The following is a 25,848-nucleotide window of genomic DNA, read 5'->3' as shown; positions in this document are numbered from 1 at the left end:
TGAAGCGGAGACTTAGCGGGTTAACCACACGACATCGCGACGGGCGTCGTCAAGCCGTTCCAACCCTCTCAGCCCCAACGAAAAAGGGGCCGGACGTCGCCGCCCGGCCACCTCTATTCGCGGCTCGGCTGAGCCTTACAGTTTGAAGCGAACGCCGAAGAAGACGTTGTAGCCGAACTTCTCGTACTCATAGGTCCGTTCCTTGACCCCGTAGTAGCGGACGCCCGCCGAGTCGGTCAGGTTCTTGGCCTCGCCGAACACTTCGACGCCGTTGCCGAAGTCGTAGCTGGTGGTGAAGTCCAGCTGACCGCGACCTTCGACATAGAGATCCTTGCCCGGATTGGTCGCGTCGATCGCCTCCAGGAAATCTCCGCGGTGGGTGTAGGAGATCCGCGCGCTGAACCCGTACCGCTCATAGAAGAGAGCGGCGTTGTAGGTTTCGTCCGACTGACCCGGCAGGGCGAAGGTGTCGCGACCGGCGAAGGCGCGGCTGGTTTTGATTTCCGCATCCGTCAGGGTGTAGTTGGCGAAGACGCCGAAGCCGGACGCCCAGCCCGGCAGGAAGTCGAACGTCTGCTGCCAGTTGAACTCGACGCCGGCGATGTGGCCGTCGCGCGCATTGCGGGCCTCGGTCACCTGGGCGACCGTGCTGGTCGGGGTGACGTAGGGCACATTGTCCGTCACCAGGGTGAAGCGGTAGTTGGACAGGTCCTTGTAGAAGGCGTTGGCCGAGACCACGCCCAACGGACGCAGATAGTATTCCAGGCCCAGATCGACGTTGTTCGAAAGGGTCGGCTTCAGATCGGGATTGCCCCGTGTCACGGTCGTGCGGCCGCTGTCGGTCGTTTCCAGAACGCGCGGCACGATGTCCGTATAGTCCGGGCGCGAGATGGCGCGGGTCAGGGCGAACCGTCCGATCAGCTGATCGCTGAAGCTGTGGCGCAGCGTCAGATTGGGGAAGAAGTCGGTCTGGTCGCGATCGACCGTGACCGGGGTCTGGGCGCCCGACAGGGCGACGCTGGTCGCCGACCCTTCGAAGTCCGTCTTCTCGACGCGCAGACCCACGAGGACATTGGTTGCACCAAGGTCGAACTTGGCCTGAGCGTAGCCCGCCAGGATGTCTTCGTCGGCGGTGTAGTCGGCCGTGATCGACTGAGGAACGCGACGCACTCCAGCGGCCGGATCGGGATTGGTCGAGGTGGTGCGGATGCGATCGAAATAGTCGGAGACCAGACCGGCGTCGAACTTGAAGCCGAGGTTGTAGTCGTAGTTTTGCGACGGACGATCGCTGAGCAGCGTAGCCAAGGCGCCAGGATTTGCGGCGGCGGTGCGGTCGCGGAAACGCTCCTCATCGGCCGTCACTTCGCGTGCGCTGTACTTGGCGCCGAACTTGAGCTCGACTTCGCGCCCGCCGATGACCGTGGGCAGTTCGAGGTCGGTCTTGAAGGCGACGTCGTCCTGTTCGGTCGAGTTGGACCGGAAGGTGTTTTCGCGGAATTTATAGTTGTTGGAGTTCAGGTAGAAGCCGGTCGGGTCGGTGAAGACCGAATAGGTCGGCTGATAGTGGTCGGCCGTGTTGTAAAACATCGTCGGCACCGGGTCCGAGCGATAGACCAGTTCGTCACGGTGCGGATAGGTCTGCTCGCTGTCGGCGAACGACAGGACGGCGTCCCAGACCGCCCCGTTGCCGAACGTCCGCTGGCCGCCCAACTGCACGGTGGAGATGTCGTTCTCTTGCGTGCGGTGACGCAGTTGCTTGTAGATGCGGGCGTTGTTGAAGGTGGCGCTGGTGTCGGTCGATCCCGGTTGCAGCGTGCCGTCGCTGTAGGTGAAGTTCAGCGTGTTGCGGAACTCGTCGTCGCGGAACTGGGCGTAGGAGCCCTTCAGCCAGACGCGGGTCGCCTCGCTGGGACGCCATTCCAGGGCGCCCGTCACCGCCTTGCGGGTGCGCTCGGTCTCGTAGTCCTTGAACAGGGTGTTCTCGAGACCCCAGATCTGGCCGCCGCCCTGCGCGGGGTTGCGGTTGATCAGCACCCATCCGTTCTCGACGTTGTCGGGACGGCGGTTGGTTTCGGAATAGCTCAACGACACCAGGGCGCCGAAGGTTTGGTTCGGGCCGAAGACGTTGGAAGCCGTCAGGCCGCCGCGATAGTCCTCGCCGCCGTAATCATTGTAGCTGCCGCCCGCGTAACCGCTGAGCGCCAGGCGGCGCTTGTCGAAGGGCGAGCGCGTCTTGATGTCCACGGCGCCGGCGATGGAATCCGCGTCCTGGCTGGGGCGCAGGGTCTTGGAGACCTCGACGGTCGAGACGATGTCCGACGGCAGGGTGTCGAGATCGACCGCGCGGGTCGACGGCGACACGGCGGGGACGGCCACCCCATCCACCGAGATGGCGGTGAAGCTGGACGGCGCGCCGCGGACGTTGATGTAGCGGCCTTCGCCCTGGTCGCGCTGGATGGCGATCCCTTGGACGCGCTGCAGGGACTCGGCGACGTTGGGGTCGGGGTAGCGGCCGATGGCGTCGGCCGACAGGACGTTGATGGTGCCGTCGGCGTTCTTCTGCTGGTTCAGCGAACGGGCCACGCCGTCGGTGATGACGCCGGTGACGATCACGTCGCTGACCGTGGCGGCCTCGGCCGCGCCAAGGGCGATGGCGACTTCGGTTCCACCTTGAACCACATTAACGGTCTGGCTGGCCGAGGGCTGGCCGATGTAGCGCACGTCCAACACCGCCGTACCGGTCGGCAGAACCAGATCGAACTCGCCCTGGGTGTTGGTCACGGCGCGTTGGCCGGTGGCGCGAACGACCACCTCCGCACCCGGGAGGGCGTCGCCGGCGGCGTTGGTGACCCGACCGTGAACCACTTCGCCGGCGACGGCGACCGAGGCGGCCAGGGCGGAGCCCTCATAGGCGTGGGCCGGCAGGGCGGCGGTCACAGCGGCGAGCGACGCGAGCGAGGCGCCCGCGAGGAGATGGAATTTCATGACGATGTCCCCAATGCCGGGTTCAATCCCGACGAATACAGCCGCGCTTAGCGCCGAGCGGCGAAAGGATCGCGACGGTTCAGCGACGCTTGCGGATCGGTTCGGCGTCGTTGGTGTGACAAATCGTCAGTAAGCTGGCGAATCAACGTTCTGTCGTCGTGAAAACGTCACTCATTCGCCGTTGACGCCCTGCGTCGTCTTGCGGATCAGGGCGCTTCTCATTCGTAGGGGGAATATCATGAAGGTCAAGCTGGGCGCCGTTTGGTCAGGGATCTCGATCTCCGCACTCCTGCTCGCGGCCTGCGCGACCCATGAGGTGGATTTCCAGGGCGAGGGCGAAGGCTTCGTGGGGCCGGGAGCGGAGGTTCAGGCCGTGTCGGAGACCCCCTCGGTCGGCACGGCGGGCCAGGACGCCGCCGACGACCCGGCCGTCTGGGCGTCGTCAACCCCTGTGACGGTCATGGGCCAGACCACGCTCGGTTTCGTCGCCGGCACGGACAAGAAGTCGGGTCTTTATATCTACGGTCTCGACGGGCGGATCCTGCAGTTCCTGCCGGAGGGTCTGCTGAACAACGTCGATCTGGTCGAAGGTCTGACCATCGACGGCCGTCCGCAGATCGTCCTGGGCGCCAGCGACCGGACGCCGGGCAAGACCGGCGTGTCCCTCTATCTGTTCGATCCGGCCGGGACCGGCGACAACGGCGTTCGTCCCTGGGGCGCGATCGCGAGCGATGTGGTCGAACCCTATGGCTTCTGTTTTGCCCGTCGGGGCGATGAGGTCCATGCGATCCTGATAGGGCATGAAGGCGAGCTGCGTCAGTTCATCCTGAGCGCGGACGCCGCCGGACATCCGGTGTCGCGCGAGGTGCGCCGGGCCGAAATCGGTTCGATCTCCGAAGGCTGCGCCGCCGACGAGGCGACCGACGCCCTCTATATCAACGAGGAGAACGTCGGCCTGTGGCGCTATGGCCTCAATCCGGCGACAGGCGCCGCCCGCACCCTGGTTCAGCCGATCGCCAGGGACCTTCTTGTCGCCGACGCCGAAGGGCTGACGACCCTGGCCGATGGCCACAAACGCTATCTGATCGCCTCCAGCCAGGGCGATTCGACCTTCCCCGTCTGGCGCATCGACGGCGCGGCGCCCGAATACAAGGGCCGGTTCAAGGTCGTGGACGGGGCGGTGGACGGGATCACCGGCACCGACGGCCTGGCCGCCGCCGGCGGCGCAGTCGGCCCCTTCCCCGAAGGCGTGGTGGTGATCCAGGACGATGTGAACGACGTCGGGACCCAGAATTTCAAATATGTGGACTGGCGCGACATCCGCCGCGCCCTGGGGCTCTAGGACCCGCCGGTTCTACTGATCCTCGTCGAACTTGCGGGCGACGAGGTCCGTCAGGGCCTCGATCGCCTCCTGGGCGTCGGAGCCTTCGGCTGAGACCTCGATCTGGCAGCCGATCCCGGCGCCCAGCATCAGCAGGCCCATGATCGACCGGGCGTCCACGGTGACGCCGTCGCGCGAGACATGGATCTCGCTGTCGAAGCTGGACGCCAGCTTGACGAACTTGGCCGAGGCGCGGGCGTGCAGCCCCCGCGCATTGCAGATGTCCAGTGTGGCGGTGACGCTCATTTCTCGCCTGCAAGCACCCAGGACGCGACGGAGATGTATTTGCGACCGGCGTCCTGGGCATGGGCCACACAGGCCTCCAGCGTCTCGCGCCCGCGCACGCTGGCCAGTTTGATCAGCATGGGCAGGTTCAGCCCGGCGATCACCTCGGCATGGGTCTGTTCCATCACCGAAATCGCCAGATTGGAGGGCGTGCCCCCGAACATGTCGGTCAGCAGGATGACGCCGTCGCCGTCGTCCACGGCGGCGGCGGCGTCGACGATGTCGCGCCGCCGGCGCTCCATGTCGTCTTCGGGCCCGATGCAGATGGCCGCCACCCCGCGCTGCGGGCCGACCACATGCTCCATCGCCGAAAGAAACTCCGAAGCCAGCCCTCCGTGGGTGACGATAACAAGGCCAATCATGAGAACGTCACTCGCATCCCCCGAACCATCCCCGGACCCCTCCCTGTCCGACAGGGAGGCCGGACGCGCCCACCTCGGGACCGCAAGGGCCGTGTCATAGACTCGTTGCGCGCCGGTTCAAAGCGTTCCGAGCGCGACTGCGACCATCTCGACGGCGGACGGGGGGCGGGGATCCAGCGCCAGGAGCGGCAGATCCACCCCCGCGAACCGGCGGGTCTGCGGCTCAGGCAGGCGTTCGACCGCCTCGGGCGCGCAGGCGACGGCCATGACGACACGGGCGATCCAACGTGTTCTGGCGGACACGATTCCGACCCCGCGCGCCTCGATCCGGCCGGCGATCGACTGGGGCGCCGTAGCGTAAAGCGAGCCGCCTGAGGCCCAGACTCGGGTGTAGTCGTCGCTGACCAGTCGCCAACCGCGTCCGATCAGCCGCAGCGCCAGATCGCTTTTTCCGGCGCCTGAGGGCCCCAGGATCATCACCGCCCGCCACGCCGCCTCGTCCGGTCCGCGCCGGGCCACCGTGGTTGCGTGGATAGGGGCGGCCTCGGTCACGGACGGCGGCCGTTCGCCGGCAGGGCCACCACGAAGCGGGCGCCCAGGATGCGGCCGCCCTCCGTCATATTCTCCGCCCAGGCGCGTCCCCCGTGCGCCTCGACGATCTGGCGGACGATGGACAGGCCCAGACCTGAGTTCGATCCGAAGGCCGCGCCCTTGGGTCGCGAGGTGTAGAAGCGTTCGAATACCGTCTCGAGATTTTCGGGCGGCACCCCCGGCCCCTGATCCTCAATGCGGATCCGGATCGGCAGCTCGCCCTCCGTTTCTTCCAGGATCACGCGCACCGATCCGTCGGCCGGACTGAAGGAGCGGGCGTTGTCGATCAGATTGCGGAAGACCTGGCCCAGAGGCCCGTCGCGCCCCACCACCCGCAGCGCCTGAGCCGGCGGATCATACAGGACCGGAATGTCGCCGGGCTTGGCCGTCGTCTCATAGACGTTGACGATGTCGCTGAGCAGGCTGTTCAGGGCGATGGGGCGGGGCCGATCGCGCGACAGTTCCGCATCCAGCCGCGAGGCGTTGGATATGTCGGTGATCAGCCGATCCAGGCGCCGCACGTCCTGCTGCAGCAGGGCGGTCAGTTTTTCGCGCTGAGCGTCCGTCTTCACCAGGGGCAGGGTCTCCAGGGCCGAGCGGATCGAGGTCAGGGGGTTCTTGATCTCGTGCGACACGTCAGCGGCGAACCGTTCGATCGCGTCCATCCGAGTGGACAGGGTGTCGGTCATCGATTCCAGCGACCGGGCCAGGTCGCCGATCTCATCCTTGCGGTCTTCCAGATCGGGAAGAGAGATGGATCGGGCCCGTTGCAGCTTGACCCCGTCCGCCGCCGCCGAAAGCCGCATGATCGGTCGCGCCACGAACAGATGCAGCAGCAGGGACGCCAGGAGATTCACCCCCAGGGCCACCAGGGCGAAGGGCACCAGGGCGCGCCTCTGGGCGCCGAGAATCTCATCGACATTGCCGGCCTCAAGGGTCAACACCCCCAGGACCTGACGCACATGGCGGATGGGGATGGAGACGGAGACGACGCGATCGCCCGACTCATTGCGCCGGAGTGTGGTCTGGGGCGCGCCGGCCAGGGCCAGCTCCACCTCGGCCGTCACCTCGCGCTCCGCCGCGTCCTTCTGTTCGGCCCGACGCGCATTGACGCGCGCCAGATCGCTGGGCGCCTTGGAACCCGCCGGCCGGGCGGGCGGCAAGGCCTGGCCGGGGATGTTTTCGGTGACCTGATAGCTGTCGATGACCTGCAGGCCGTTGATGTCGTACAGGCGCACCCGCTGGCCCTCGGGCACGAAGTTGTCGCGCAGCCAGCGGGCCGCCTCGCCGACGTCCAGCTCCGGCGTGGGCTCGCCTCGCGTGATGCTGAGCTGCCCCAGCACGTTGCCGAGCAGTTCGGCCTGGACCTTCAGCGATTCCTGGCGCGCCTGAATCAACCCCTTGCTCCATTCATTGAGCAGGAGGGCGCCGCCGAACAGGATCAGCAGGCTCAGCAGGTTGAGGGCGAGGATGAAGCCGCCGAGCCGCGAGCCGCCGAAGCGGAACAGCGGCCGTCGATGAGGCTCTTCCTCGGTCTCGCGGCCGGGAAGATCAGCTTTCGCGGTATCGGTAGCCGACGCCATACAGGGTCTCGATCGCGTCGAACTCGGGGTCCACGGCGCGGAACTTCTTGCGCATCCGCTTCACATGGCTGTCGATGGTGCGGTCATCGACATAGACTTGGTCGTCATAGGCCGCGTCCATCAGATTGTCGCGGCTCTTCACGAAGCCGGGGCGCTGGGCCAGGGCCTGAAGCAGCAGAAATTCCGTGACGGTCAGCTTCACCGGCTTGCCGTCCCAGGTCGATTCGTGGCGGGCCGGGTCCATGCTCAGCTTGCCGCGCTTTATCGCCTTGCCGGAGACCTCGGCCGAGGGCTCGGGCTCGACCCCGTCGGCTCCGGTGCGGCGCAGCAGGGCCTTGACCCGCTCGATCAGCAGCCTCTGGCTGAACGGCTTGTGGATATAGTCGTCGGCGCCGAGGTTGAAGCCGAGAATCTCGTCGATCTCTTCGTCCTTGGAGGTCAGCATGATGACCGGGAGCTGCGAGGTCTGGCGCAGCCGGCGCAACACCTCCATCCCGTCCATGCGCGGCATCTTCACGTCAAGAATGGCCAGATCGGGCGGCGTGCTCTCCAAGGCCGCCAGACCCGATGCACCGTCGTGATAGGCGGTGATCTTATGGCCATGGCTTTCCAGCGCCAGCGAGACGGACGTCACGATGTTCTCGTCGTCATCGACCAGGGTGATGTTGGCCAAGGGGTCTTCTCCTGAACTTCCCGTTCCCGAAACCGAGAACGCACGGCAAGCGTAACCGTTCGATCGCGGTTACATTAGGGCCAAGACAGATGGGCCGCCAAGCCGCAGGTTTCAACGACGGCGATAGGCGGATCCTTCAGAAACTGACAATTTACCGGGCAACCCCGCCTTAAAGCCTTGGCGCTTAGGGTGGTCGCATGGCTGGCCCAATCCATTATGAAGTCTATGTCCGAAGGACCGCCCCGGCGGCCTGGACCCTGCTGATCGCGACCGAAGACCGAAAAGCCGCGCTGGAAACCGCCGAAGAGCAGTTTCAGGCCAAACAGGCGGTCGCGGTGCGGGTCACCAAGGAGACGCTGGACCCAGAGACGATGGAGTTCAACAGCCTGACGATTCTGAATCTCGGGCTGCCGGAAGAAAAGTCGAAGAAGAAGCCGGAAGCGGCGGCCCGTCCCGCCTGCGGCTCGCCCAAGGAACTCTATGCGCCCCATGCTCGGGCCCTGATCGGCCGCGTCCTCGAGGACTGGCTGAAGCGGCACGGGGTGACCGCCTTCGAGCTTCTGCACCGGCCGGATCTGGCGGAACGGCTGGACGCCTCGGGCGTCGAACTTCAACATGCCGTTCAGAAGGTGGCCGTGCCCGAAAGCCAGGCCGGCGGCCAGGATCTGCATGGGATGGTGCGCCACTACCAGCGGCTGGCCGACGCCACGATCTCCCAGCTGATGAAGGCGGGCCGAAGCGGCCAGTTTCCGTCACTGGACGATCTTTCGATCGCCGATGTGGCCCATCGCCTGTCGGGATCGGCCGACCGAGCCTTCATCATGGGCGGCGTGGCGGCCCAGGCCCTGGCCGATCGTCAGGGCGCACGGGCGCGGCTGGACCGGCTGATGGATCTGATGGATGGCGCGCCGACGGAAGGGCCGCCGCGCGCCCTGGTGGTGAGCGTCGTCGAGCAGATTGCGACGGAGATGCTGGCGATCCGGTCAAATCTGGCTGACATCCTGGGGCCGTCCTTGGATCTCGGCGCCAGTCTGGCGGCCCTCGTGCGGATGGTGGCGCCCAAGGAGGTGGAGCGGTTGATCGCCGTGGATCCCCGGATGGGGCTTCTGACCCCGACCGTGGATGGCCCCGCAGCCCGGCTCGGCAGCCGGATCGCCGCCGGCGACTTTCCGCGTCTGTCGGCCGCCTTGGCCCGATTCATAACGCGCGAACTGTCCAGTTCCCGCCGCCTGCGCCCCTCTGATCCGGCGGGCGAGATCGATATTCTTCGGACCCTGGCTATGGCCCTGACGTCCGCCTCGGGTCGGCTTTTGACCCTGGAGGAGGTGCAGAACGCCTTCGTCGATCGGTCCAGGAGCCTGGTCACGCCCGATTTCGTCGCCTCCTATGTTCAGTCATGCGCGACCGTATTGGCCGAGGCCGAACATCTGACGCGGCTTTGCGAGAATGTGACCGGCGCCGCCAACAAGCGGGCGGCGGCGCGATGGCTGAGCGGCTGCGTCAAATCGGTGAGGCTTGAGGCCGAGCTCCGGCAATCGACGCCGGGCGGTCCGAACGCCTCGCAGAAACTGCTCACTCTGGCGCGGCTGCAGCGCTCGGTGCGCGCGGTGCAGTTGGGAGAGATCGACGAGCGTGAGATCGCCGCCTCGATCGGGACCTTGGGCGGAACCCTGGAGGCGGACGCCGGCCTGATCAGCCAGATCGCCCGCGCCTCGGCCGCCGTGACGCAGAAGCTGGGCGTCCTGCTGAGAATGGCGGCCGGCGAGACGGCGCCTCTGGGACCGGCCGCCGATCGCGCCCGGGCGGAAGCGCTGCGCATGCTGCGCGCGTCCGAGGTCAAGGAGGCCCTGAGCCTTGAGCCGGAGGCGTCCGCCGCGCTGAACGCCCTGATGCCGGCCGCCGGGATTCGGCTTTAGGCGTCAGTCGAAAATGTCGAAGATGCTGTCGCGCTTCTTCTTCTTGTAGTGATAGCCGTCGTCGCGGCGGCGATCGTCCCTGTAGCCCTTGACTTCTCCATAGTCGGACGGCGCGTTCCAGGGGCGGGTCTGCGGCGAGGGGGGGGCGGCGCGTCCTTCATCGACGGCCGAGGCCATCAGGGTTTCCAACTCGCCGCGATCCAGCCAGACGCCGCGGCAGGTCGGGCACATGTCGAACTGGACGCCGTTCCGATCCAGGCTCTGCATCGGGCTGTCGTCGTTGGGGCACATCAGAAGGGGCATGGCAGGCCTCCGGGTCGGTTGACGATCGGGTGCGACGCGACGGGAAGGCAGGGGGTCCGAGACCCGTCGCGTCGATGCACCCGTGCGGTCCGACATCGCATCGCACGCCCAGGGGAGGGGAAACCCGGCCGCGACGACGCCAGAGGGGCCCGTTCCGCAAACCCAAGCTAGGGGGTCGGCGTCTGCGCCGCCATGCGTCGTGGCGCCACAGGGCGCGGCTTGATCCTGCTCTCGCTTTAATCTGGAGCCTGATTCACCGTTTCAGCGGAACCGCGAAGCGGTTCCTCCTCAACGGATCAGGCTTTAGCAGACCTGACCGGCGGCCCAGCCTGAAGACCAGGCCCACTGGAAATTATAGCCGCCCAGCCAGCCGGTGACGTCCACCGCCTCGCCGATGAAATAGAGGCCGGGGACGGACTTCACGGCCAGAGTCTGCTGGTCCAGGGCGGCGGTGTCGATCCCGCCCAGGGTGACCTCGGCCGTGCGGTAGCCTTCGGACCCCACCGGTTTCACCGTCCAGGCGTTGACCGCCTGGTCCAGTCGCCGCAGGGCCTTGTCCGACAGATCGGCCAGATTGCCCGCCACGCCTTCGCGCGCGCACAGGTTCTCGGCCAGCCGACGCGGCACGATCTGGGACAGGGCGGTGTGGACCGCCTGGCGTCCGTTCGCCGCCTTGGCGGCCTTCAGCGCCTCGAACACGTCGTGATCCGGGGCCATGGCGGCGACTATGGGCTCGCCCTCGCGCCAGTATGAGCTGATCTGAAGTATGGCCGGACCGCTCAGGCCGCGGTGGGTGAACAGCATGGCTTCGTCGAACCGGGCCCTGCGCGTCTTCTCGGCCGGGGCCGAGGCCACGCGAGCCTCCACCGCAACCCCGGCGAGCGGCGCCAGGGTCTCCAGCAGGCCCGCCTCGAACGTCAGCGGCACAAGAGCGGGACGGGTCTCGGTCACGCGGATGTCGAACTGCCGCGCGACCTCATAGGCCCAGCCGGTCGCCCCCATCTTGGGAATGGACTTTCCGCCTGTGGCGACCACCAGCGAGGCCGTCGCGATCTCGGACCCGTCAGACAGGCCGATCGACCAGCCCTCGCCCTTTCGGGCGATCCGATCGACGCCGGTCCTCATCCGCAGCTCGACCCCGGCCTCCGCCAGGGCGTCGGTCAGCAGTCGCACGATCTGTTTGGCGCTGCCGTCGCAGAACAGCTGGCCCAGGGTCTTCTCATGCCAGGCGATGCCCGCCTGATCGACCCGCTTTATAAAGTCCTGGGGCGTGAACCGGCGCAGGGCCGAGGTGGCGAACCGGGGGTTTTCACCCAGAAAGTTCGCCGGCCCGCAGCCCAGATTGGTGAAGTTGCACCGTCCGCCGCCGGAGATGCGGATCTTCTCGCCGGGATTGGCCGCGTGATCGACGACCAGAACCCGACGGCCGCGCCGCCCGGCCTCGGCGGCGCACATCATGCCGGCGGCGCCGGCCCCGACCACCAGGACGTCGAACGACGCCCGGCTCACGAGACCGGCTCCGGAAGGCGGTTCTTAGTAGCGGTAGTGTTCGGGCTTGAACGGCCCTTCGACCGGCACGGAGATGTAATCGGCCTGTTCCTTGTTCAGCACGGTCAGCTTGGCGCCCAGCTTGCCCAGGTGCAGGGCCGCGACCTTTTCGTCCAGGTGCTTGGGCAGGGTGTAGACCTTGGTCTCATAGGCCGACTTGTTGGTCCAGAGTTCGATCTGGGCCAGGGTCTGGTTGGTGAAGGAGGCCGACATCACGAAGGAGGGGTGGCCCGTGGCGTTGCCAAGGTTCACCAGACGGCCTTCCGACAGCAGGATGATCTTGTTGCCGTTCGGGAACTCCACGTGGTGGACCTGGGGCTTGATCTCGTCCCACTTGAAATTCTTCAGGCCCGCGACCTGAATCTCGGAGTCGAAGTGGCCGATGTTGCAGACGATGGCGTTGTTGCGCATCCGGCGCATGTGATCGACGGTGATCACATCCTTGTTGCCGGTGGCGGTGACGAAGATGTCGGCCTTGTCTGCGACGTCGTCCAGGGTCTGGACCTCATAGCCTTCCATGGCCGCCTGCAGGGCGCAGATCGGGTCGATCTCGGTCACGATCACGCGGGCGCCGCCCTGACGCAGCGAGGCCGCCGAGCCCTTGCCCACGTCGCCGTAGCCGCAGACCACGGCCACCTTGCCCGACAGCATGACGTCGGTGCCGCGACGGATGGCGTCGACCAGGGATTCACGGCAGCCGTACAGATTGTCGAACTTGGACTTGGTCACGCTGTCGTTGACGTTGATGGCCGGGAAGGGCAGTTCGCCGCGCTCCGACATCTGGTACAGGCGGTGGACGCCGGTGGTGGTCTCTTCCGACACGCCGCCGATGGCGTCGCGGATGGCCGAATAGAAGCCGGGCTTCTCCTTCAGATACCGCTTCATGACCTTGTAGAGGGCTTCTTCTTCCTCATTGGTCGGGTTGTCGAGGACCGAGGGGTCCTTCTCGGCCTTCGGACCGAGCACGCACAACAGGGTGGCGTCGCCGCCGTCGTCCAGGATCAGGTTCGGATAGCCGCCGTCAGCCCATTCGAAAATCTTGTGGGCGTAGTCCCAGTATTCCTCCAGGGTCTCGCCCTTGACGGCGAAGACCGGGGTGCCGGCTGCGGCGATGGCGGCGGCGGCGTGATCCTGGGTCGAGAAGATGTTGCACGAGGCCCAGCGCACCTCGGCGCCCAGGGCTTCCAGCGTCTGGATCAGAACCGCCGTCTGGATGGTCATGTGCAGGCTGCCGGCGATCCGGGCGCCCTTCAGCGGCTGGTCCTTGCCGAACTCGGCGCGCAGCGCCATCAGGCCCGGCATTTCCGTCTCGGCGATGGCGATTTCCTTCTGGCCCCAGTCGGCCAGAGAGATGTCGCGGATGATGTAGTCGGTCATGGCAGGGGCTCCTGGCCGTAAGGGGGTATTGCGCGCCTCATAGCCCGGCAGGTCTGAAGGAGCAATAAACACATAAGGATGTCCTTATATGCGGGGCGTAGCCGTTTATTAAGCGCCGCGCGTTAGGGTCAGGCCATGGAACGCCGCGCCCTTCTCGGTCTCGCCCTTGTCGCAACGGCCGCCGCCTCGGCCTCGCCGGAGCCCGCCGCAGCCTCTTCGAGCAAGGAGGGCGGCGGCGCCTCCGCCGAAACCTATTTCCGACTGCCGGTCGTGACCGCCTCCATCACCGGGCTGACCGGGCGTCGAGGGGTTCTGTCGATCGAAACCGGTCTGGACGTGCCTGACGCGGCCCTGCGTCTTCGCGCCCAGCAGTCCACGCCCCGCCTCCGCGCCGCCTATAACACCGCCGCTCAGCAGTTCGCCGCAGGCCTGCGGCCCGGCGCGGCGCCCGACATCGACCGCCTGGCCAACGCCTTGCAGGCGGCGACCAACGCCACCCTGGGCCGCCCCGGCGCCCGGTTGCTGCTGGGCACGGTCATGGCGATCTGATCCGCCCTCTCGGACGGCCGCGTCCACCTCAGAGGCCACCTCAGAGGCCCCCTCAGAGGAAAGAATAGGGATCGACGTCCACGGCCAGCCGGACCGAGGCCGGAACCTTCACCCGCTGCAGCCAGGCGCGCAGAAAGGCTTGCAGATCGACGTCGCGATCCGCGCGCACCAAGAGCCGCTTGCGCCGACGGCCCCGCACCAGGGCCAGGGGCGCGTCGGCGGGGCCATAGACCTCCAGCCGTTCGGCGTTGGGAATGGCCTGGGCCAGGTCGGCGGCGGTCTTCTCCACAGCCTGCGCATTCTCGCTGGACAGGACGATCGCCGCCAGCCGGCCGAAGGGGGGCAGGGACGCCGCCTCCCGCTCGGCCATCTCCGCCTCGACGAAGGCGTCCCGGTCGCCGGCCGCCAGGGCCTGAAGCACCGGATGTTCGGGGGTCCAGGTCTGCAACAGGGCCCGTCCCGGCCGATCCGCCCGGCCCGCCCGTCCCGTCGCCTGGGCCAAGAGCTGATAGGTGCGCTCGGCCGCCCGCAGATCGCCGCCCCTCAGGCCCAGGTCCGCATCCACCACCCCGACCAGGGTCAGGCGGGGGAAGTTGTGGCCCTTGGCGGCGGCCTGGGTGGCGACCAGTATGTCGATCTCCCCGTGCGTCATCCGCTGGATCAGGGCCCGGGCCGCTTTGGCGTCGGGCGCGGTGTCCGAGCTGAACACCGCCGTCCGCGCCTCGGGAAACAGCCGGCGCACCTCCTCCTCGACCCGTTCGACGCCGGGACCGACCGAGACCAGACTGTCTTCGGCCCCGCACGACGGGCAGAGTTTCGGCCGGGCCATGGAGAAGCCGGTCAGGTGACAGACCAGTCGGCCGGTGTAGCGATGTTCGACCAGCCAGCTGTCGGTGTCCGGCGCCGTCAGCCTGTGCCCGCAGGCGCGGCACAGGACCACGGGGGCATAGCCGCGCCGGTTCAGGAACAGCAGGGTCTGTTCGCCGCGCACCAGGGTTTCGCCGATCGCCTCCCTCAGGCTCTGCGACAGCCAGGTCTGCGGATCGGGCGGGGCGGTGCGCAGGTCGATCAGGTCGATGTCCGGCAGGACGGCGGTCCCATGCCGCGCGCCCAGCTTCAACCAGTCGTAGCGGCCGTTCTGCGCGTTCCACAGCGTCTCCAGCGACGGGGTCGCCGAGGCCAGGACCACGGCCGCCCCCTCGATCCGCGCCCGCGCCACCGCCAGATCCCGCCCGTGATAGACCAGCCCCTCTTCCTGTTTGAACGACCCGTCGTGCTCTTCGTCGACGATGATCAGGCGCAGATTGACGAAGGGCAGGAACAAGGCGGACCGGGCGCCGACCACGATGTTGCAACGGCCCGCGATGGTCGCCTCCCACACCTGGCGGCGGCGGGGCGGGGCGACGCCCGAATGCCACTCTGCCGGGGCCGCGCCGAAGCGGGCTGCAATCCGTTCGATCAGGGCCTGGGTCAGGGCGATTTCAGGCAAGAGGATCAGGATCTGCGCCGCCGGATCGGCGCGCAGCACCCGCGCGATCGCCTCCAGATAGGCTTCGGTCTTGCCGGACCCCGTGACCCCGTCCAGCAGAAAGGGTCGAAACCCGCCCTGGGTCGCTCCGGCCGCCAGGGCTGAAGCCGCCGCCGCCTGGTCGCCGTTCAGGGTCGCCGGCGCATGGTCGGGATCGGGCCGGGCGAAGGCGGCTTCGGCGGCGATCTCGACGATCTCCAGAACCCCCTCGTCGATCAGTCCCTTCACCACGCCCGCCGACACGCCGGCGTCCCGCGCCAGGTCGGCGGCCGTCATCGACCGGGCGCCGACAGCCTCCAGCACGGCCGTTCGGGCGGCGGTGGGGCGCAAGGGCTGTCGATCGCCGACCCGCCGCACCCTCCGTTCCGGCCGGGGACGCGGCGCGCGCAGACCCTTCAGCGCGGTGGCCGCCATCTCGCCGGGCGGGGACAGGGTCCAGCGCCCGGCCCATTCGACGAAGTCCATCACCCCTGCCGGCAGGGCGGGGTCGTCCAGCTTGGAGTCCACCGCCTTCAGCCGCCGGTTTGAGCCGGTGGTCTCGAACACCTCGGCCACCACGCCCCGGATCAGGCGCGGGCCCAAGGGAACGGCGACCTGATCGCCGCGCGCCAGGCTCAGCGCCTCGGGAACCTCGTAGTCGAAGGCTTCCGGCACCGGCAGGGGAATGAGGACCGAGGCGACTTTCACCGAACTGCGCCCTCGGCTATGAAGCCGTCCATGAAACTCTTTCTCGATACCGCCGACGTCGCCGTCATCAAGGACATGGTTCCCACCGGCATGGTGGACGGCGTCACCACCAATCCGTCGCTGATCGCCAAGTCGGGTCGGAACATCGCCGAGGTCATCGCCGAAATCTGCGCCCTGGTCGAGGGCCCGATTTCCGCCGAGGCCGTCTCGCTCGATTTCGAGACCATGGTCAAGGAAGGCGACAAGCTGGCGGCCATCGCTCCGAACGTCGTCGTGAAACTGCCCCTGACCTGGGACGGTCTGCGCGCCTGCCGCGTCTTCACCGACAAGGGGATCAAGACCAACGTCACCCTGTGCTTCTCCGCCGCCCAGGCCCTGCTGGCGGCCAAGGCGGGCGCCACCTTCGTCTCGCCCTTCGTCGGGCGGCTGGAGGACAACGGCGCCGACGGGATCGCCCTGTTGGAAGAAATCCGGGTGATGTACGACGTCCATGGTTTCGAGACCCAGATCCTGGCCGCCTCGCTGCGCAACGTCGCCCATGTGGCCGCCGCCGCCGTGGCCGGATCGGACGCCGCCACCTTCGGCGCCGACACTTTCAAAGCCCTGGTAAAGCACCCGTTAACCGACAAGGGTCTTGATGCCTTCGTGGCGGACTGGGCCAAGACCGGTCAGTCCATCCTGTAACTCACGCGTCACGGAGAAGGTCTGTTGAGCGGCTCATTGGACCTTTTCGAAACCGCTGAAGCGCAGCCGGTTCCCCATCTGGGCGACGGCCTGACCTGGCCCGAGGTGCGCGGCTGGCTCCAGACCCATTCCCAGACCCTGCTGGACGATCGTTCCTTGTTGGAAGAGATCGGCCTGCGTCCGCACGGACGCAATGTGATCGAGTTCGGCGCCGCCGCCCTGACGCGGCTTGAGGCGGTGGTCGAGCGCGAGGCCGGCGCCCGGCGCGAGGTCGAGATGATCGCCCGCGCCAATTTCGCCGCCCAGACCCAGACCCACGTCGCCGCCCTGGATCTGATGGAGGCGCGCAATCATTCCGATCTGGCGCGTCGCCTCGACGCCGCGGCCCAGGGCCGGTTCGGCCTGGCCGGCGCCGCCATCGCCCTCGAAAGACCCGGCGGGGTGCCGTTCGGCTGGCGCGGACTGGACGCCGGCGAGGTGGACCGCCTGCTGGGCGACCACGGCCTGAGCTGGCTGGGGCCGATGTTCGACGGGCTCGACCTGTTCGGCGCGGCCGGCGATCAGGTGAAGTCGGTGGCCCTGGTCCGCATGGCGCCGCATCTGACCCCCGGCGAACCGCCCCGACCCTGCCTGTGCGCCTTCGGCTCGCCTGAGCCCGAGGGTTTCACCCCCAATATGGGCTGCGAACTGGCGGCCTTTCTGGCGCGGGTGGTGGAGCGGATGGCCGAGCGATGGCCGGTGTTGAACTGACTTTCCGTACTTCGCTCACCGTCACCCTCGGGCTTGACCCGAGGGTCGGACGCTCCGTCGCAAATGCGTACGGGTTGGCGCACGATCCCCGCCATTCGCCTCGTTCAACGCCCGATCCTCGGGTCAAGCCCGAGGATGACGGACAGGAAACGGGCGAATGACCGCCGCCGAGGCCCTCCACGCCTGGCTGGAGCATCTGGCGCACGAGCGACGGCTGTCGCCCCGCACCCTTGAGGCCTACGGCCATATCGGCCGGCTCTATGTCGCCTTTCTCGAACGCCATCGCGGCGAGACCCTGACGCTGAAAGGCCTGGGAACCATCACCGCCGCCGAGGTGCGCGCCCATTTAGCCGACCGCCGCAGCGGCGATCACCCCTTGGCGGCCCGATCCCTGAGCCAGACCCTGTCGGCCGTTCGGGGCTTTCACGCCTTTCTGGACCGGCGGCTGGACACGCCCGCCCCCCAGCTGGCTCTGGTGCGCGGTCCCCGGATCAAGCCGTCCCTGCCCCGCCCCGTCAGCGAGGACCAGGCGCGCGGCCTGCTGGCCGAACCCGACGCCGATCCGGACGCCGAACCCTGGGAAGCCGCGCGCGACCGGGCCGTCCTGACCCTGCTGTACGGCTGCGGCCTGCGGATTTCCGAAGGCCTGTCTCTCGTCCGCGCCGATGCGCCCCTGGGCGAGACCCTGCGCATCGTCGGCAAGGGCGCCAAGACCCGGGTCGCGCCCGTTCTGCCGGCCGTCCGCGCGGCGGTGGACGCCTATCTGGCGCTGCTGCCCTTCCCGCTCCAGCCGTCGGACGCCCTGTTCCGGGCTCGGCGCGGCGGCCCGCTCAGCCCGCGCCACGTCCAGGCCTCGGTCCAGCGACTGCGCGGGCGGCTGGGCCTGCCCGAACGCACCACCCCCCACGCCCTGCGCCACAGTTTCGCGACCCATCTGCTGGGGGCCGGCGCCGATCTGCGCTCGATCCAGGAACTGCTGGGCCACGCCAGCCTGTCCACCACTCAGAAATACACCGGCGTCGATGCGGAGCGCCTGTTGAGCGCCTATTCCGCCGCCCATCCGCGCGCGAGCGGCGCCTGACGGATCAGGGCGCCGTCGTCGCGACGGGCGTGCGCATCGCCAGGATTTCCCGTGTCCGCCGGGTGATGCCGTAGAGGACGCCGGGCTCGCTCTCGTCCCAGTCGATCGCCTGACCCTCGGCCTCTATGCCGAGGGTCTCCAGATGATCCAGCACCCCTCCGCCTTCGGGCAGGGCGACGACATAGAGTTCGGGCCGGTCGTGGCCGGTCAGATAGAGACGTCCGTCCGGTCCCCAGCCGCCGCCGGAAATGCTCATCGGCGCAATCCGCTCCAGAATGGAGGCCGGCAGCCCCCAGGCCTCCAGCCGTCGCCACTGGTCGTCGAACCGCACCAGGGTGGTGTGGCGGTGGTCGCGCGGCGCCTCGCCCCCGCGACCGTCATAGTTGGCGAACATGGCCCACCAGGCGCCGTCATGTCGATCGACCCAGGTGATCGAACCCGTCCCCATGCCCAGGGCGACGCTGCGCTTGTGATGCAGGTCGACGGCGTCGAAGACCTCCACCGTGCTGATCTGAGGAACGGCGGGAAAGTTGGAGCTGGCGCAGACCAGTTCGCCGTCGATCACGGCGCAGGAGTTGATGTGCGGAAATCGGGCGCGGTCGCCGGTCCATTCGGCCTGTTTGGCGCCCGTCTTCTTGTCATAGCGCACAATCGACCAGTTGGAGACGGCGTAGACGTCATCGGGTCCCACCGCCGCGCCCTGACGCGCCTCGGCCTCATAGCGACGCAGGGTCTGAGCCTCGCCCGCGAGAACGATCGGCGCGACCGCGTCGCCTCCGCCCGTCGGCGCGGCCTGGGCGGCGGAGACAAGCAGAGACAAGAGCATTGAAGCGAGCATGACGGAGGTTCCTTCAAAAGGACAGGGGCCGCCTCCTGGGGGAGGCGGCCCCTTGCGTGGCGGGGATCAGAAGCTGGCGGAGAGGCCGACCCAGTAGGTCCGGCCGTAGTTCGCCGATTCCTGAAGATAGGTTCGACCCGGGCCGGTCACTTCGCGACGGCCCGAGTTGGACAGGTTCTGGCCTTCCACAAAGACGGTGAGGCCGTTGCCGAAGCGCCAGCTGACCGAGGCGTCATAGACGTGGCGCCCCTTCCAATACTGGTCGGCGTTCGGGATGGTGTCGTTGATCGTTTCCAGGAAGCCGCCGATATAGTTGTGCGAGACGCGGGCCTCGATCGGGCCGCGCTGATACCAGATCGATTCATTGGTGGTGGTCGCAGGCTGCTGGAACAGGCCCGTGTGACGCTTGCCCGCCGTGGTCAGGAAGGTGAACTCCGTGTCCAGGAAGGTGGCGTTGGCGCTGACGCCCAGGCCGTCGAACGGCGCCGGCAGCATGGTCAGGGCCTGCTGGAAGGCGACTTCGACGCCGCGAATCTTGGCCGTTTCGGCGTTCGTCGGCGTCGAGACGATCACCGCCTCCACGCCCCGGCCCACGTCCAGGTTCTGGACCGAGCTGAGGGTGAAGATCTCGTTGGCGATGTCCTTGGTGAACAGGGCCACCGACATCAGCCCGTCGGTCGGATAGTATTCGAACGACAGGTCCAGACCCTCGCTCTCACGCGCCTTCAGGCCGGGGTTGCCGCGTGACAGGGTCGGCTGCGAGCCGTCGAAGCTGATGCTCTCGCTGGCGGCGAGCGAACCGAAGTCCGGTCGGCCGATGGTGTTGGTCCAGGCGGCGCGGACGACCACGTTTTGACGCAGGTTCCAGCGCAGGTGCAGGCTGGGCAGCCAGTTGTCGTAGTCGCCGCTGTTCGACACCGGCGTCAGGACGCCGCCGGACAGGCGGGCGGCGTCTGAACTGACTTCGGTCTTCTCATAGCGCAGTCCGCCCAGCAGGGTCAGGTCGCCGATCTTGTAGCTGGCCTGGGCGTAGCCGGCGAAGACGTCCTCGGTGACGTCATAGTCGCCGGTCGGGGCAGCGGTCTTGGCGTCGAAGCTGGCCGCGTTGGCCGCATAGAAGGCCTCCGCCGTGGCGACGTCGATGCGCGGCGTCAGACGATACTGGCCTTCGATCAGCTTGTCCGGACCGGGACGATCGACCTTGTCCAGCGTATAGATAAAGCCGGTCTTGGGGGTGTAGTCGGTGCGGCTGGACCGATAGCTGCGATCGCTGGAGCGCCACACGGCGCCGACCTTCGCCTTCAGGTTCCGCGTCTCGCCGCCGTCGTCGAAGGCCAGGTTGAACCGCGCCTGGGTGGTGTCTTCATCGGTCCGCAGCAAGGACACGCGCCGTTGCTGGAGATTGAACAGGGTCGGATCGCGGAAGACCGTCGGATTGGTCGGCGTGAACACCGGGAAAAAGTTCGAGGTGTCGTAGCGGAAGCCGAAGTTGGCGTTCGACGCCGTGCGGAACTCCATAGAGGTGTTGGGGGTCTCTGAGCCCGCCTGTGAATAGACCAGATCGCCGTCCAGCCGCCATTGCGGGGCGGCGTCCCACCGGAAGGCGGTGCGGCCCAGGCCGATCTCGCGACGGGTGATGGGCTGGTTCAGACCGATGATGTTGCGGCCCGTGGCGAAGGTTCCCGAGGTGCGGGTCTGGTTGGTCACATTGCCGACCGGCTCGGTGCGGAACTCGGTCCGCTCCTCATCGTCCTCCATTCGGGCGTACAGGGCCGAGGCCTCCCAGCGGAAATCGACGCTCGGCCGCCATTCCAGCTTTCCGTTCGCGCCCGAACGCTGTTTGGTGTTGTTGTACCAGAACAGGCGCAGCTGGGTCGGCACCTGGATTCCGTTGCCGGTCGGAGCGCCCGAGTTCACCGGCTTGCCGGCCGCATCGTATTCGCGGATCGAGGGCGCGGCCGATTCCGCCTGGGGAATGTCGTAGTCGAGCTGCTCGTGGGAGGCGCCGATCACCACGCCCCATTCGTCGGCCGCGCCGAAGCGGCGACCGGCGGCGAAGGCCAGGCGATAGGACGGATCGTCGTTGCGGACGTCGCCGTGCTGTTCATAGACGCCGTAGGAGGCCATGCCGTTGAAGAAGGGTTTGGCGGCGTCGAACGCGCTGCGGGTGGCGACATTGATCACGCCGCCGATGGCGTTGCCGTCGTTCTCGGGCGTGACCGTCTTGATCACCTCGACCCGGCCGGCCATCACGGAGGGCACGATGTCCATCGGCACGGTGCGGGCGCTTTCATCTACCGAACCCACGAAGGCGCCGTCGATGGTCGTGCGGTTGTAGGTGGAGGCCAGGCCCCGAAGGATCGGCCAGCGCGGCTCGCCCTGATCCTCCATCACCGAGACGCCGGGAATGCGGCGCAGGGCGGCGGCGGTATTGTGGTCCGGCAGCTTGCCGATGTCGTCGGCGGAGACGGCGTCCATCACCTCGAACTCAGCGCGTTTCACGGCGATGGCGGCGCGCTGCGCCTCGCGCTGGCCGGTCACGACGATCTCATCGACCTCGGCGGTCGGGTTGTCCTGAACCTGGGCCTGGGCGCTGGCCGCAAGTCCGGCGCTGATCAGGGCGGTGGTGGCGAGCAGAAACCGTTGCCGGCTCTGTGACGAAAAACACATGTTCTATCCCCCAACGTCGAATTTCGACGGGGCTCGCATAGGGGGCGGAGGCGACGTGCAGGCGTCTGTTCTGTGTCGCGCCCGACAACAGTGGGTGGAGATTCGATGGCGATTTCGCCGCTACGCGCCCTTTGCGACCCGAGGCTGTGCGGAGATTGCGACAGTCGGTCGATTGTCAAAACCTGAGCCGCCTCGGCGCAAACGGGACGTTAACCGAAGCGGCGCACCCTCTTGTCAATGTGGCCGCCGGAAACGTCTGGTGGCCGTGGAGGGCCGGCCCATGTCGACCAAGATGACTTCGAGCGTGCGTCGCCACAGCGACCATTTCGAACCACAGGACACCGATCCGCACGAGCAGCGCCGCCTGCGCGGCCAGTTGGAGCAGATCGACTACGCCGCCTATGTCGCCAATAAGGAGCTGATCGGCCACACCCTGACCGGTCTGGACGCCGCCTCTCTTCAGAAACTGGCGGTCCTGACCGCCGGCGCCCGCGCCAAATGGGGGGCCGAGGCCCTGCGCCTGGCCCATTCGGGCTCGCCCGTCACCCCCGACCAGGTCGCCCGCCTGACCGCCGCCCGCACCGCCTTCGACGAACTCGCCGAAGTCTACGAAGCCCTGCGCCGCATGGTCGAGCGCGGCTATGTGGTGTTGAAATAGGCTCTAAGGACGCCTGGTGGAGCCGAGGGGAGTCGAACCCCTGACCTCGTCATTGCGAACGACGCGCTCTACCAACTGAGCTACGGCCCCGTTCCAGTCAGGAGCAGGCCTCCAGGCGAGCGCGGGACATAGAAGGCGGGCGGGCGTGGTGTCAACGGGCTTGTGCGCGCAATCCGCGCAGGCGACCGCAGAAGATTGTCGGATGGGCGGGGGACGGCTAGAAGCCGAGGTTCGCGCCTTGCAGGAGAATACATATGGGCACCGCCCTGGTCTGGCTTGTGAACACCGTCATCGGCCTGATGGTCTGGTTCATCATCATCCAGGCGATCTTGAGCTGGCTGTTCGCCTTCGACGTGATCAACCATCGCAACCGGTTCGTCAGCCAGATCGCCGACTTCCTGGACCGGATCACCGCCCCCATTCTGGAACCCTTCCGTCGGATCATTCCGCCGCTGGGCGGGATCGACATTTCGCCCATCGTCGTCCTGCTGCTGCTTCAGTTCGTCCGCATCCTGTTCAACGCCTCGGCGGCCCCGGTCCTGATCGGCATGTTGGGCTGAGGCGCCACGGCGGCGGGAGATTCCGACGCGAGACGGCGATTCCGCCCTTGCGCCCCGCCGCCAGCTTCCTAAAGGTGCCGGCCCCGACCATTATTGACCACGGTTCATGAGCACGATCACCACAGTCGCCGTCCTGGGCGCCGGACAGATGGGCGCAGGCATCGCCCATGCGGTGGCCCTGGGCGGCTATTCGGTCCGACTCTACGACGTGGCGCCCGCGCGGCTGCCGCTGGCCCAGGGCGAGATCGCCGCCAGCCTGTCGCGCCACGTCGGCCGCAATCTGGTGACCCAGGCCGAGGCCGACGCCGCCCTGGCCCGGATCGCCGTCACGACGGTCATGGCCGAGGCCGTGTCTGACGCGGACTTGGTCATCGAGGCGGCGCTCGAGGACGAGGCGGTCAAGAAGGCCCTCTACGCCGAGGTCGCCCCCCATCTGGGCCCGCAGACCCTTTTGGCCTCCAACACCTCCTCCATTTCGATCACTCGACTGGCCTCAGCTTCGGACCGGCCCGACCGGTTCATCGGCCTGCACTTCATGAAGCCGGCGCCGATCATGCGACTGGTCGAGATCGTGCGCGGCATCGCCACCTCGGCCGAGACCCACGCGGCGGCCGTCGATTTCGCCGAGAGCCTGGGCAAGACCACCACCGACGCCGAGGACTTCCCGGCCTTCATCGTCAACCGGATCCTGGTGCCGATGATGAATGAGGCGATCTTCGCCCTGTATGAAGGGGTCGGCAACGTCGCCTCCATCGACAAGGCGCTGCGCCTGGGCGCCAACCATCCGATGGGGCCGCTGGAGCTGGCGGACTTCATGGGACTGGACGTGGTCCTGGCCATCATGAACGTCCTGTACGACGGGCTCGCCGACAGCAAATACCGCCCCTGTCCGCTGCTGGTGAAATATGTCGAGGCCGGCTGGCTGGGCCGCAAGAGCGGGCGCGGCTTCTATGACTATTCCGGCGAGACGCCGGCGCCGACGCGATGAGCCGGTTCGAGACCTATGCCGACCTGCCGGGCCAGGCGACCATCCAGTCGCGGCCGGCGCCGCTCTATCCGATCCTGGCCTCTCTGGCCGGCGCCGCCTGGCCCCCGCTGATTCTGACCCTGCCCTTCTGGCCGCCCAACGCGATCGGGATGGGGCGTGACATCGACTGGCGGATTCTGGTGCTGCTGATCGGTCTGGCGGCCGTTCCTGCGGGCCTGTGGCGGATCAATCAGGAACGCCGTCGCGAGGGTCGGCCCGGGTCGCGCCTGGGCGTGGTCTGGCGTTTCATGCTGTTCGGCGGCCTGACTGCGGCCCTGGTCCAGGTGGTTGTCAGCCTGGTGATGGTGGTCCTGGGCTGGCTGGAGGCGGGCGACCTGATGCAGGGTCTCGGTGCGACCGAGACGACCCTCCTGATCTTCGGCGTGGGCGGCCTGCCCATCGCCATGATCGTCGGCGTCAGCTACGCCCTGTGGGCGGGTCTTTGCGTGGCCTTCATCGCCTTTGAGGCGCGGCCGACGATCGAGGTCGGGCGGCGTCGCTAAGCTTATCCGAGCGCCGCTCAGGCGCTGAATCGCTTCGGGGGAGGCTGTGAATGTCGACGGTGAACCAGACGACGGAACCGACCGGACTGGCGCCGGTCGAGGCGCCCGCCCGTATCGCTTCTCTGGATGTGATGCGGGGGCTGGCGGTCCTGGGCATATTGGCGGTGAACGTCGTCTCCTTCGGCCTGCCCTTCATGGTCTATGGCGATGCGGACCTCAGCCCCTTTCCGGTTACGGGCGCCAACGCCGTGGCCCGTTGGGCGATGGACGTCTTCTTCCACCAGAAGTTCATCACCCTCTTCGCCATGTTGTTCGGCGCTTCGATCTTTCTGGTGGGCGGTGAACGAAGCGATGCGGCGCGGGGGCGGTTGCTGCGCCGGCGCCTGTTCTGGCTGGCTGTGATCGCCCTGATCCACGGCCTGGCCTTCTGGTACGGCGACGTCCTTCTGCTCTACGCCTGGTCCGGCCTGTTCGTCATGCTGATGCGGTCCTTCTCCGCCCCCGTTCTGATCGGGGTCGGGCTGGGCGTCACCCTGGCGCTGGGGGCGATGCAGGCGGGGTTGAGCTGGCTGATGGTCGCCGGCCCCGCAGAAGTGGTCGAGGCGATGAAACAGGGCCAGCCGCAGAACAGCCAGGAGGCCGTCGCCGCCGCCATCGCCGCCTATCGCAGCGGCTGGGCCGGGGCCATGGGCCAGAACCTGACCGCCTGGTTCTTCCTCCAGGGCGCCAGCCTGGCCATGTTCGTCTTTTCGACCGTCGCCCTGATGATGACCGGCATGGGTCTGTTCAAGGCGGGTTTCCTCAGCGGCCGGGCGCCGACCTGGCTCTATCTCTTCGTCCTGGCGGTCGGGAGCGCGGTCCTGGCCCTTGTGGCGACGACCCATTGGACCGAAATCATGGCCGCGCCCGACGCCCATCCGACGCGAGGGCTGGCGGAGGCGGTCGCGGCCTTCCCGATCCTGGTGACCCTGGCCTATGTCAGCCTGATCGTGCTCGTGACCACGCGCGGACCGGCCTGGCTGGTCGCCCCGCTTCGGCCGGTGGGGCAGATGGCCCTCACCAACTATCTGAGCCAGACGCTGATCATGACCACCCTCTTTTACATGCCCTGGGGGCCGCGTCTGTTCGGTCAGGTGGACTATGTCGGCATGTGGGGCTTGGTGGCGGCCGTTTGGGCGGTCCAGCTGATCTGGTCTCCGCTTTGGCTGGCGCGGTTCAGAATGGGGCCGCTGGAATGGGTGTGGCGCTGCCTGACCTATGGGCGGCGCGTGCCGATCCGAAAAGCCGCCTGATCGCGCTTTTATCAGCG

23 protein-coding genes and 1 tRNA gene are annotated in these 25,848 nt (G+C 67.4%); 11 read left to right on the top strand and 13 right to left on the bottom strand.

The genetic code is table 11. The features are described 5' to 3' along the window. Positions 1-135 precede the first annotated feature (135 nt). A complete protein-coding gene (locus tag JMT67_RS10645; RefSeq protein ID WP_201463440.1) occupies positions 136-2,985 on the bottom strand; it encodes a TonB-dependent receptor in 2,850 nt (949 codons plus the stop codon). A 238-nt stretch (positions 2,986-3,223) separates the two neighbouring features. Here JMT67_RS10645 and JMT67_RS10640 point away from each other — a divergent pair, with 238 nt between their 5' ends. Next, positions 3,224-4,327, top strand: a complete 1,104-nt coding sequence (locus tag JMT67_RS10640; protein WP_201463439.1) for a phytase — start codon at positions 3,224-3,226, stop codon at positions 4,325-4,327. 12 nt (positions 4,328-4,339) lie between these two features. Here the strand turns inward: JMT67_RS10640 and JMT67_RS10635 are convergent, their stop codons facing one another. The 5 genes from JMT67_RS10635 to JMT67_RS10615 form a co-directional block, all read right to left on the bottom strand. Beyond that, positions 4,340-4,612, bottom strand: coding sequence for an HPr family phosphocarrier protein (locus JMT67_RS10635; protein ID WP_054764348.1), 273 nt, complete (start codon positions 4,610-4,612; stop codon positions 4,340-4,342). Continuing rightward, positions 4,609-5,013 carry a PTS sugar transporter subunit IIA gene (locus JMT67_RS10630; RefSeq protein ID WP_054764347.1) on the bottom strand — a complete coding sequence of 135 codons (405 nt, stop codon included), beginning with the start codon at positions 5,011-5,013 and terminating at the stop codon, positions 4,609-4,611. The genes JMT67_RS10635 and JMT67_RS10630 overlap by 4 nt, the downstream gene beginning before the upstream one ends. Before the next feature lie 117 nt (positions 5,014-5,130). Beyond that, on the bottom strand, positions 5,131-5,565 hold the full coding sequence (locus tag JMT67_RS10625) for an HPr kinase/phosphorylase (RefSeq protein WP_201463438.1): 435 nt from the start codon (positions 5,563-5,565) through the stop codon (positions 5,131-5,133). Then, positions 5,562-7,187, bottom strand: a complete 1,626-nt coding sequence (locus JMT67_RS10620) for a stimulus-sensing domain-containing protein (RefSeq protein WP_201463437.1) — start codon at positions 7,185-7,187, stop codon at positions 5,562-5,564. Before JMT67_RS10620 ends, JMT67_RS10625 begins: the two co-directional genes overlap by 4 nt. Then, positions 7,156-7,860, bottom strand: coding sequence for a response regulator transcription factor (locus tag JMT67_RS10615; protein WP_054764344.1), 705 nt, complete (start codon positions 7,858-7,860; stop codon positions 7,156-7,158). Before JMT67_RS10615 ends, JMT67_RS10620 begins: the two co-directional genes overlap by 32 nt. A 197-nt stretch (positions 7,861-8,057) precedes the next feature. Between JMT67_RS10615 and JMT67_RS10610 the strand changes: the two genes are divergently transcribed. Then, on the top strand, positions 8,058-9,776 hold the full coding sequence (locus JMT67_RS10610) for a hypothetical protein (RefSeq protein WP_201463436.1): 1,719 nt from the start codon (positions 8,058-8,060) through the stop codon (positions 9,774-9,776). Between the two features lie 3 nt (positions 9,777-9,779). On the opposite strand, the gene JMT67_RS10605 is transcribed toward JMT67_RS10610, so the two are convergent. The 3 genes from JMT67_RS10605 to ahcY all read right to left on the bottom strand — a co-directional run bounded on the left by JMT67_RS10605 (position 9,780) and on the right by ahcY (position 13,004). Then, complete coding sequence (locus JMT67_RS10605; protein WP_201463435.1) at positions 9,780-10,079, bottom strand: TFIIB-type zinc ribbon-containing protein; 300 nt, start codon at positions 10,077-10,079, stop codon at positions 9,780-9,782. Between the two features lie 303 nt (positions 10,080-10,382). Next, a complete protein-coding gene (locus JMT67_RS10600; RefSeq protein ID WP_201463434.1) occupies positions 10,383-11,588 on the bottom strand; it encodes a BaiN/RdsA family NAD(P)/FAD-dependent oxidoreductase in 1,206 nt (401 codons plus the stop codon). Between the two features lie 24 nt (positions 11,589-11,612). Then, positions 11,613-13,004 (bottom strand): adenosylhomocysteinase, encoded by a 1,392-nt coding sequence (ahcY, locus tag JMT67_RS10595; protein WP_182713753.1) that lies wholly within the window; start codon positions 13,002-13,004, stop codon positions 11,613-11,615. 135 nt (positions 13,005-13,139) lie between these two features. On the opposite strand from ahcY, the gene JMT67_RS10590 reads away from it, so the two are divergent. Continuing rightward, entirely contained in the window at positions 13,140-13,553 is a 414-nt protein-coding gene (locus JMT67_RS10590; RefSeq protein ID WP_201463433.1) for a Tat pathway signal protein, read from the top strand. Positions 13,554-13,605: 52 nt separating this feature from the next. Here the strand turns inward: JMT67_RS10590 and JMT67_RS10585 are convergent, their stop codons facing one another. Next, entirely contained in the window at positions 13,606-15,768 is a 2,163-nt protein-coding gene (locus tag JMT67_RS10585; protein ID WP_201463432.1) for a primosomal protein N', read from the bottom strand. 30 nt (positions 15,769-15,798) lie between these two features. Here JMT67_RS10585 and fsa point away from each other — a divergent pair, with 30 nt between their 5' ends. The 3 genes from fsa to JMT67_RS10570 all read left to right on the top strand — a co-directional run bounded on the left by fsa (position 15,799) and on the right by JMT67_RS10570 (position 18,283). After that, positions 15,799-16,452 carry a fructose-6-phosphate aldolase gene (gene fsa, locus JMT67_RS10580; protein WP_054766781.1) on the top strand — a complete coding sequence of 218 codons (654 nt, stop codon included), beginning with the start codon at positions 15,799-15,801 and terminating at the stop codon, positions 16,450-16,452. 36 nt (positions 16,453-16,488) lie between these two features. Continuing rightward, a complete protein-coding gene (locus JMT67_RS10575; RefSeq protein ID WP_201464039.1) occupies positions 16,489-17,202 on the top strand; it encodes a DUF484 family protein in 714 nt (237 codons plus the stop codon). Positions 17,203-17,359: 157 nt separating this feature from the next. Then, positions 17,360-18,283, top strand: a complete 924-nt coding sequence (locus JMT67_RS10570; RefSeq protein ID WP_191558412.1) for a tyrosine recombinase XerC — start codon at positions 17,360-17,362, stop codon at positions 18,281-18,283. 4 nt (positions 18,284-18,287) lie between these two features. On the opposite strand, the gene JMT67_RS10565 is transcribed toward JMT67_RS10570, so the two are convergent. Continuing rightward, positions 18,288-19,121, bottom strand: a complete 834-nt coding sequence (locus JMT67_RS10565; RefSeq protein WP_325100330.1) for a hypothetical protein — start codon at positions 19,119-19,121, stop codon at positions 18,288-18,290. Between the two features lie 66 nt (positions 19,122-19,187). Continuing rightward, positions 19,188-21,791, bottom strand: a complete 2,604-nt coding sequence (locus JMT67_RS10560; RefSeq protein ID WP_201463431.1) for a TonB-dependent receptor — start codon at positions 21,789-21,791, stop codon at positions 19,188-19,190. A 280-nt stretch (positions 21,792-22,071) separates the two neighbouring features. Here JMT67_RS10560 and JMT67_RS10555 point away from each other — a divergent pair, with 280 nt between their 5' ends. Next, positions 22,072-22,449 (top strand): hypothetical protein, encoded by a 378-nt coding sequence (locus JMT67_RS10555; protein WP_054766780.1) that lies wholly within the window; start codon positions 22,072-22,074, stop codon positions 22,447-22,449. A gap of 14 nt (positions 22,450-22,463) precedes the next feature. On the opposite strand, the gene JMT67_RS10550 is transcribed toward JMT67_RS10555, so the two are convergent. Then, positions 22,464-22,539, bottom strand: a tRNA-Ala gene (locus tag JMT67_RS10550). Positions 22,540-22,703: 164 nt separating this feature from the next. On the opposite strand from JMT67_RS10550, the gene JMT67_RS10545 reads away from it, so the two are divergent. From JMT67_RS10545 to JMT67_RS10530, 4 genes are all read left to right on the top strand, one after another. Beyond that, entirely contained in the window at positions 22,704-23,009 is a 306-nt protein-coding gene (locus JMT67_RS10545) for a YggT family protein (RefSeq protein ID WP_201463430.1), read from the top strand. Positions 23,010-23,115: 106 nt separating this feature from the next. Beyond that, a complete protein-coding gene (locus tag JMT67_RS10540; RefSeq protein ID WP_182713747.1) occupies positions 23,116-23,997 on the top strand; it encodes a 3-hydroxybutyryl-CoA dehydrogenase in 882 nt (293 codons plus the stop codon). After that, complete coding sequence (locus tag JMT67_RS10535) at positions 23,994-24,539, top strand: phthalate transporter (protein ID WP_182713746.1); 546 nt, start codon at positions 23,994-23,996, stop codon at positions 24,537-24,539. Before JMT67_RS10540 ends, JMT67_RS10535 begins: the two co-directional genes overlap by 4 nt. A gap of 50 nt (positions 24,540-24,589) precedes the next feature. After that, on the top strand, positions 24,590-25,831 hold the full coding sequence (locus JMT67_RS10530) for a DUF418 domain-containing protein (protein WP_182713745.1): 1,242 nt from the start codon (positions 24,590-24,592) through the stop codon (positions 25,829-25,831). The last annotated feature ends 17 nt before the right edge of the window (positions 25,832-25,848 follow it).

The sequence above is a fragment of the Brevundimonas aurantiaca genome (assembly GCF_904830995.1).
In the GTDB taxonomy this organism is placed as follows: Bacteria; Pseudomonadota; Alphaproteobacteria; order Caulobacterales; family Caulobacteraceae; genus Brevundimonas; species Brevundimonas aurantiaca.
The sequence above is the reverse complement of the archived record's forward strand: the minus strand, read 5'-3'. Positions and strand labels throughout refer to the sequence as shown.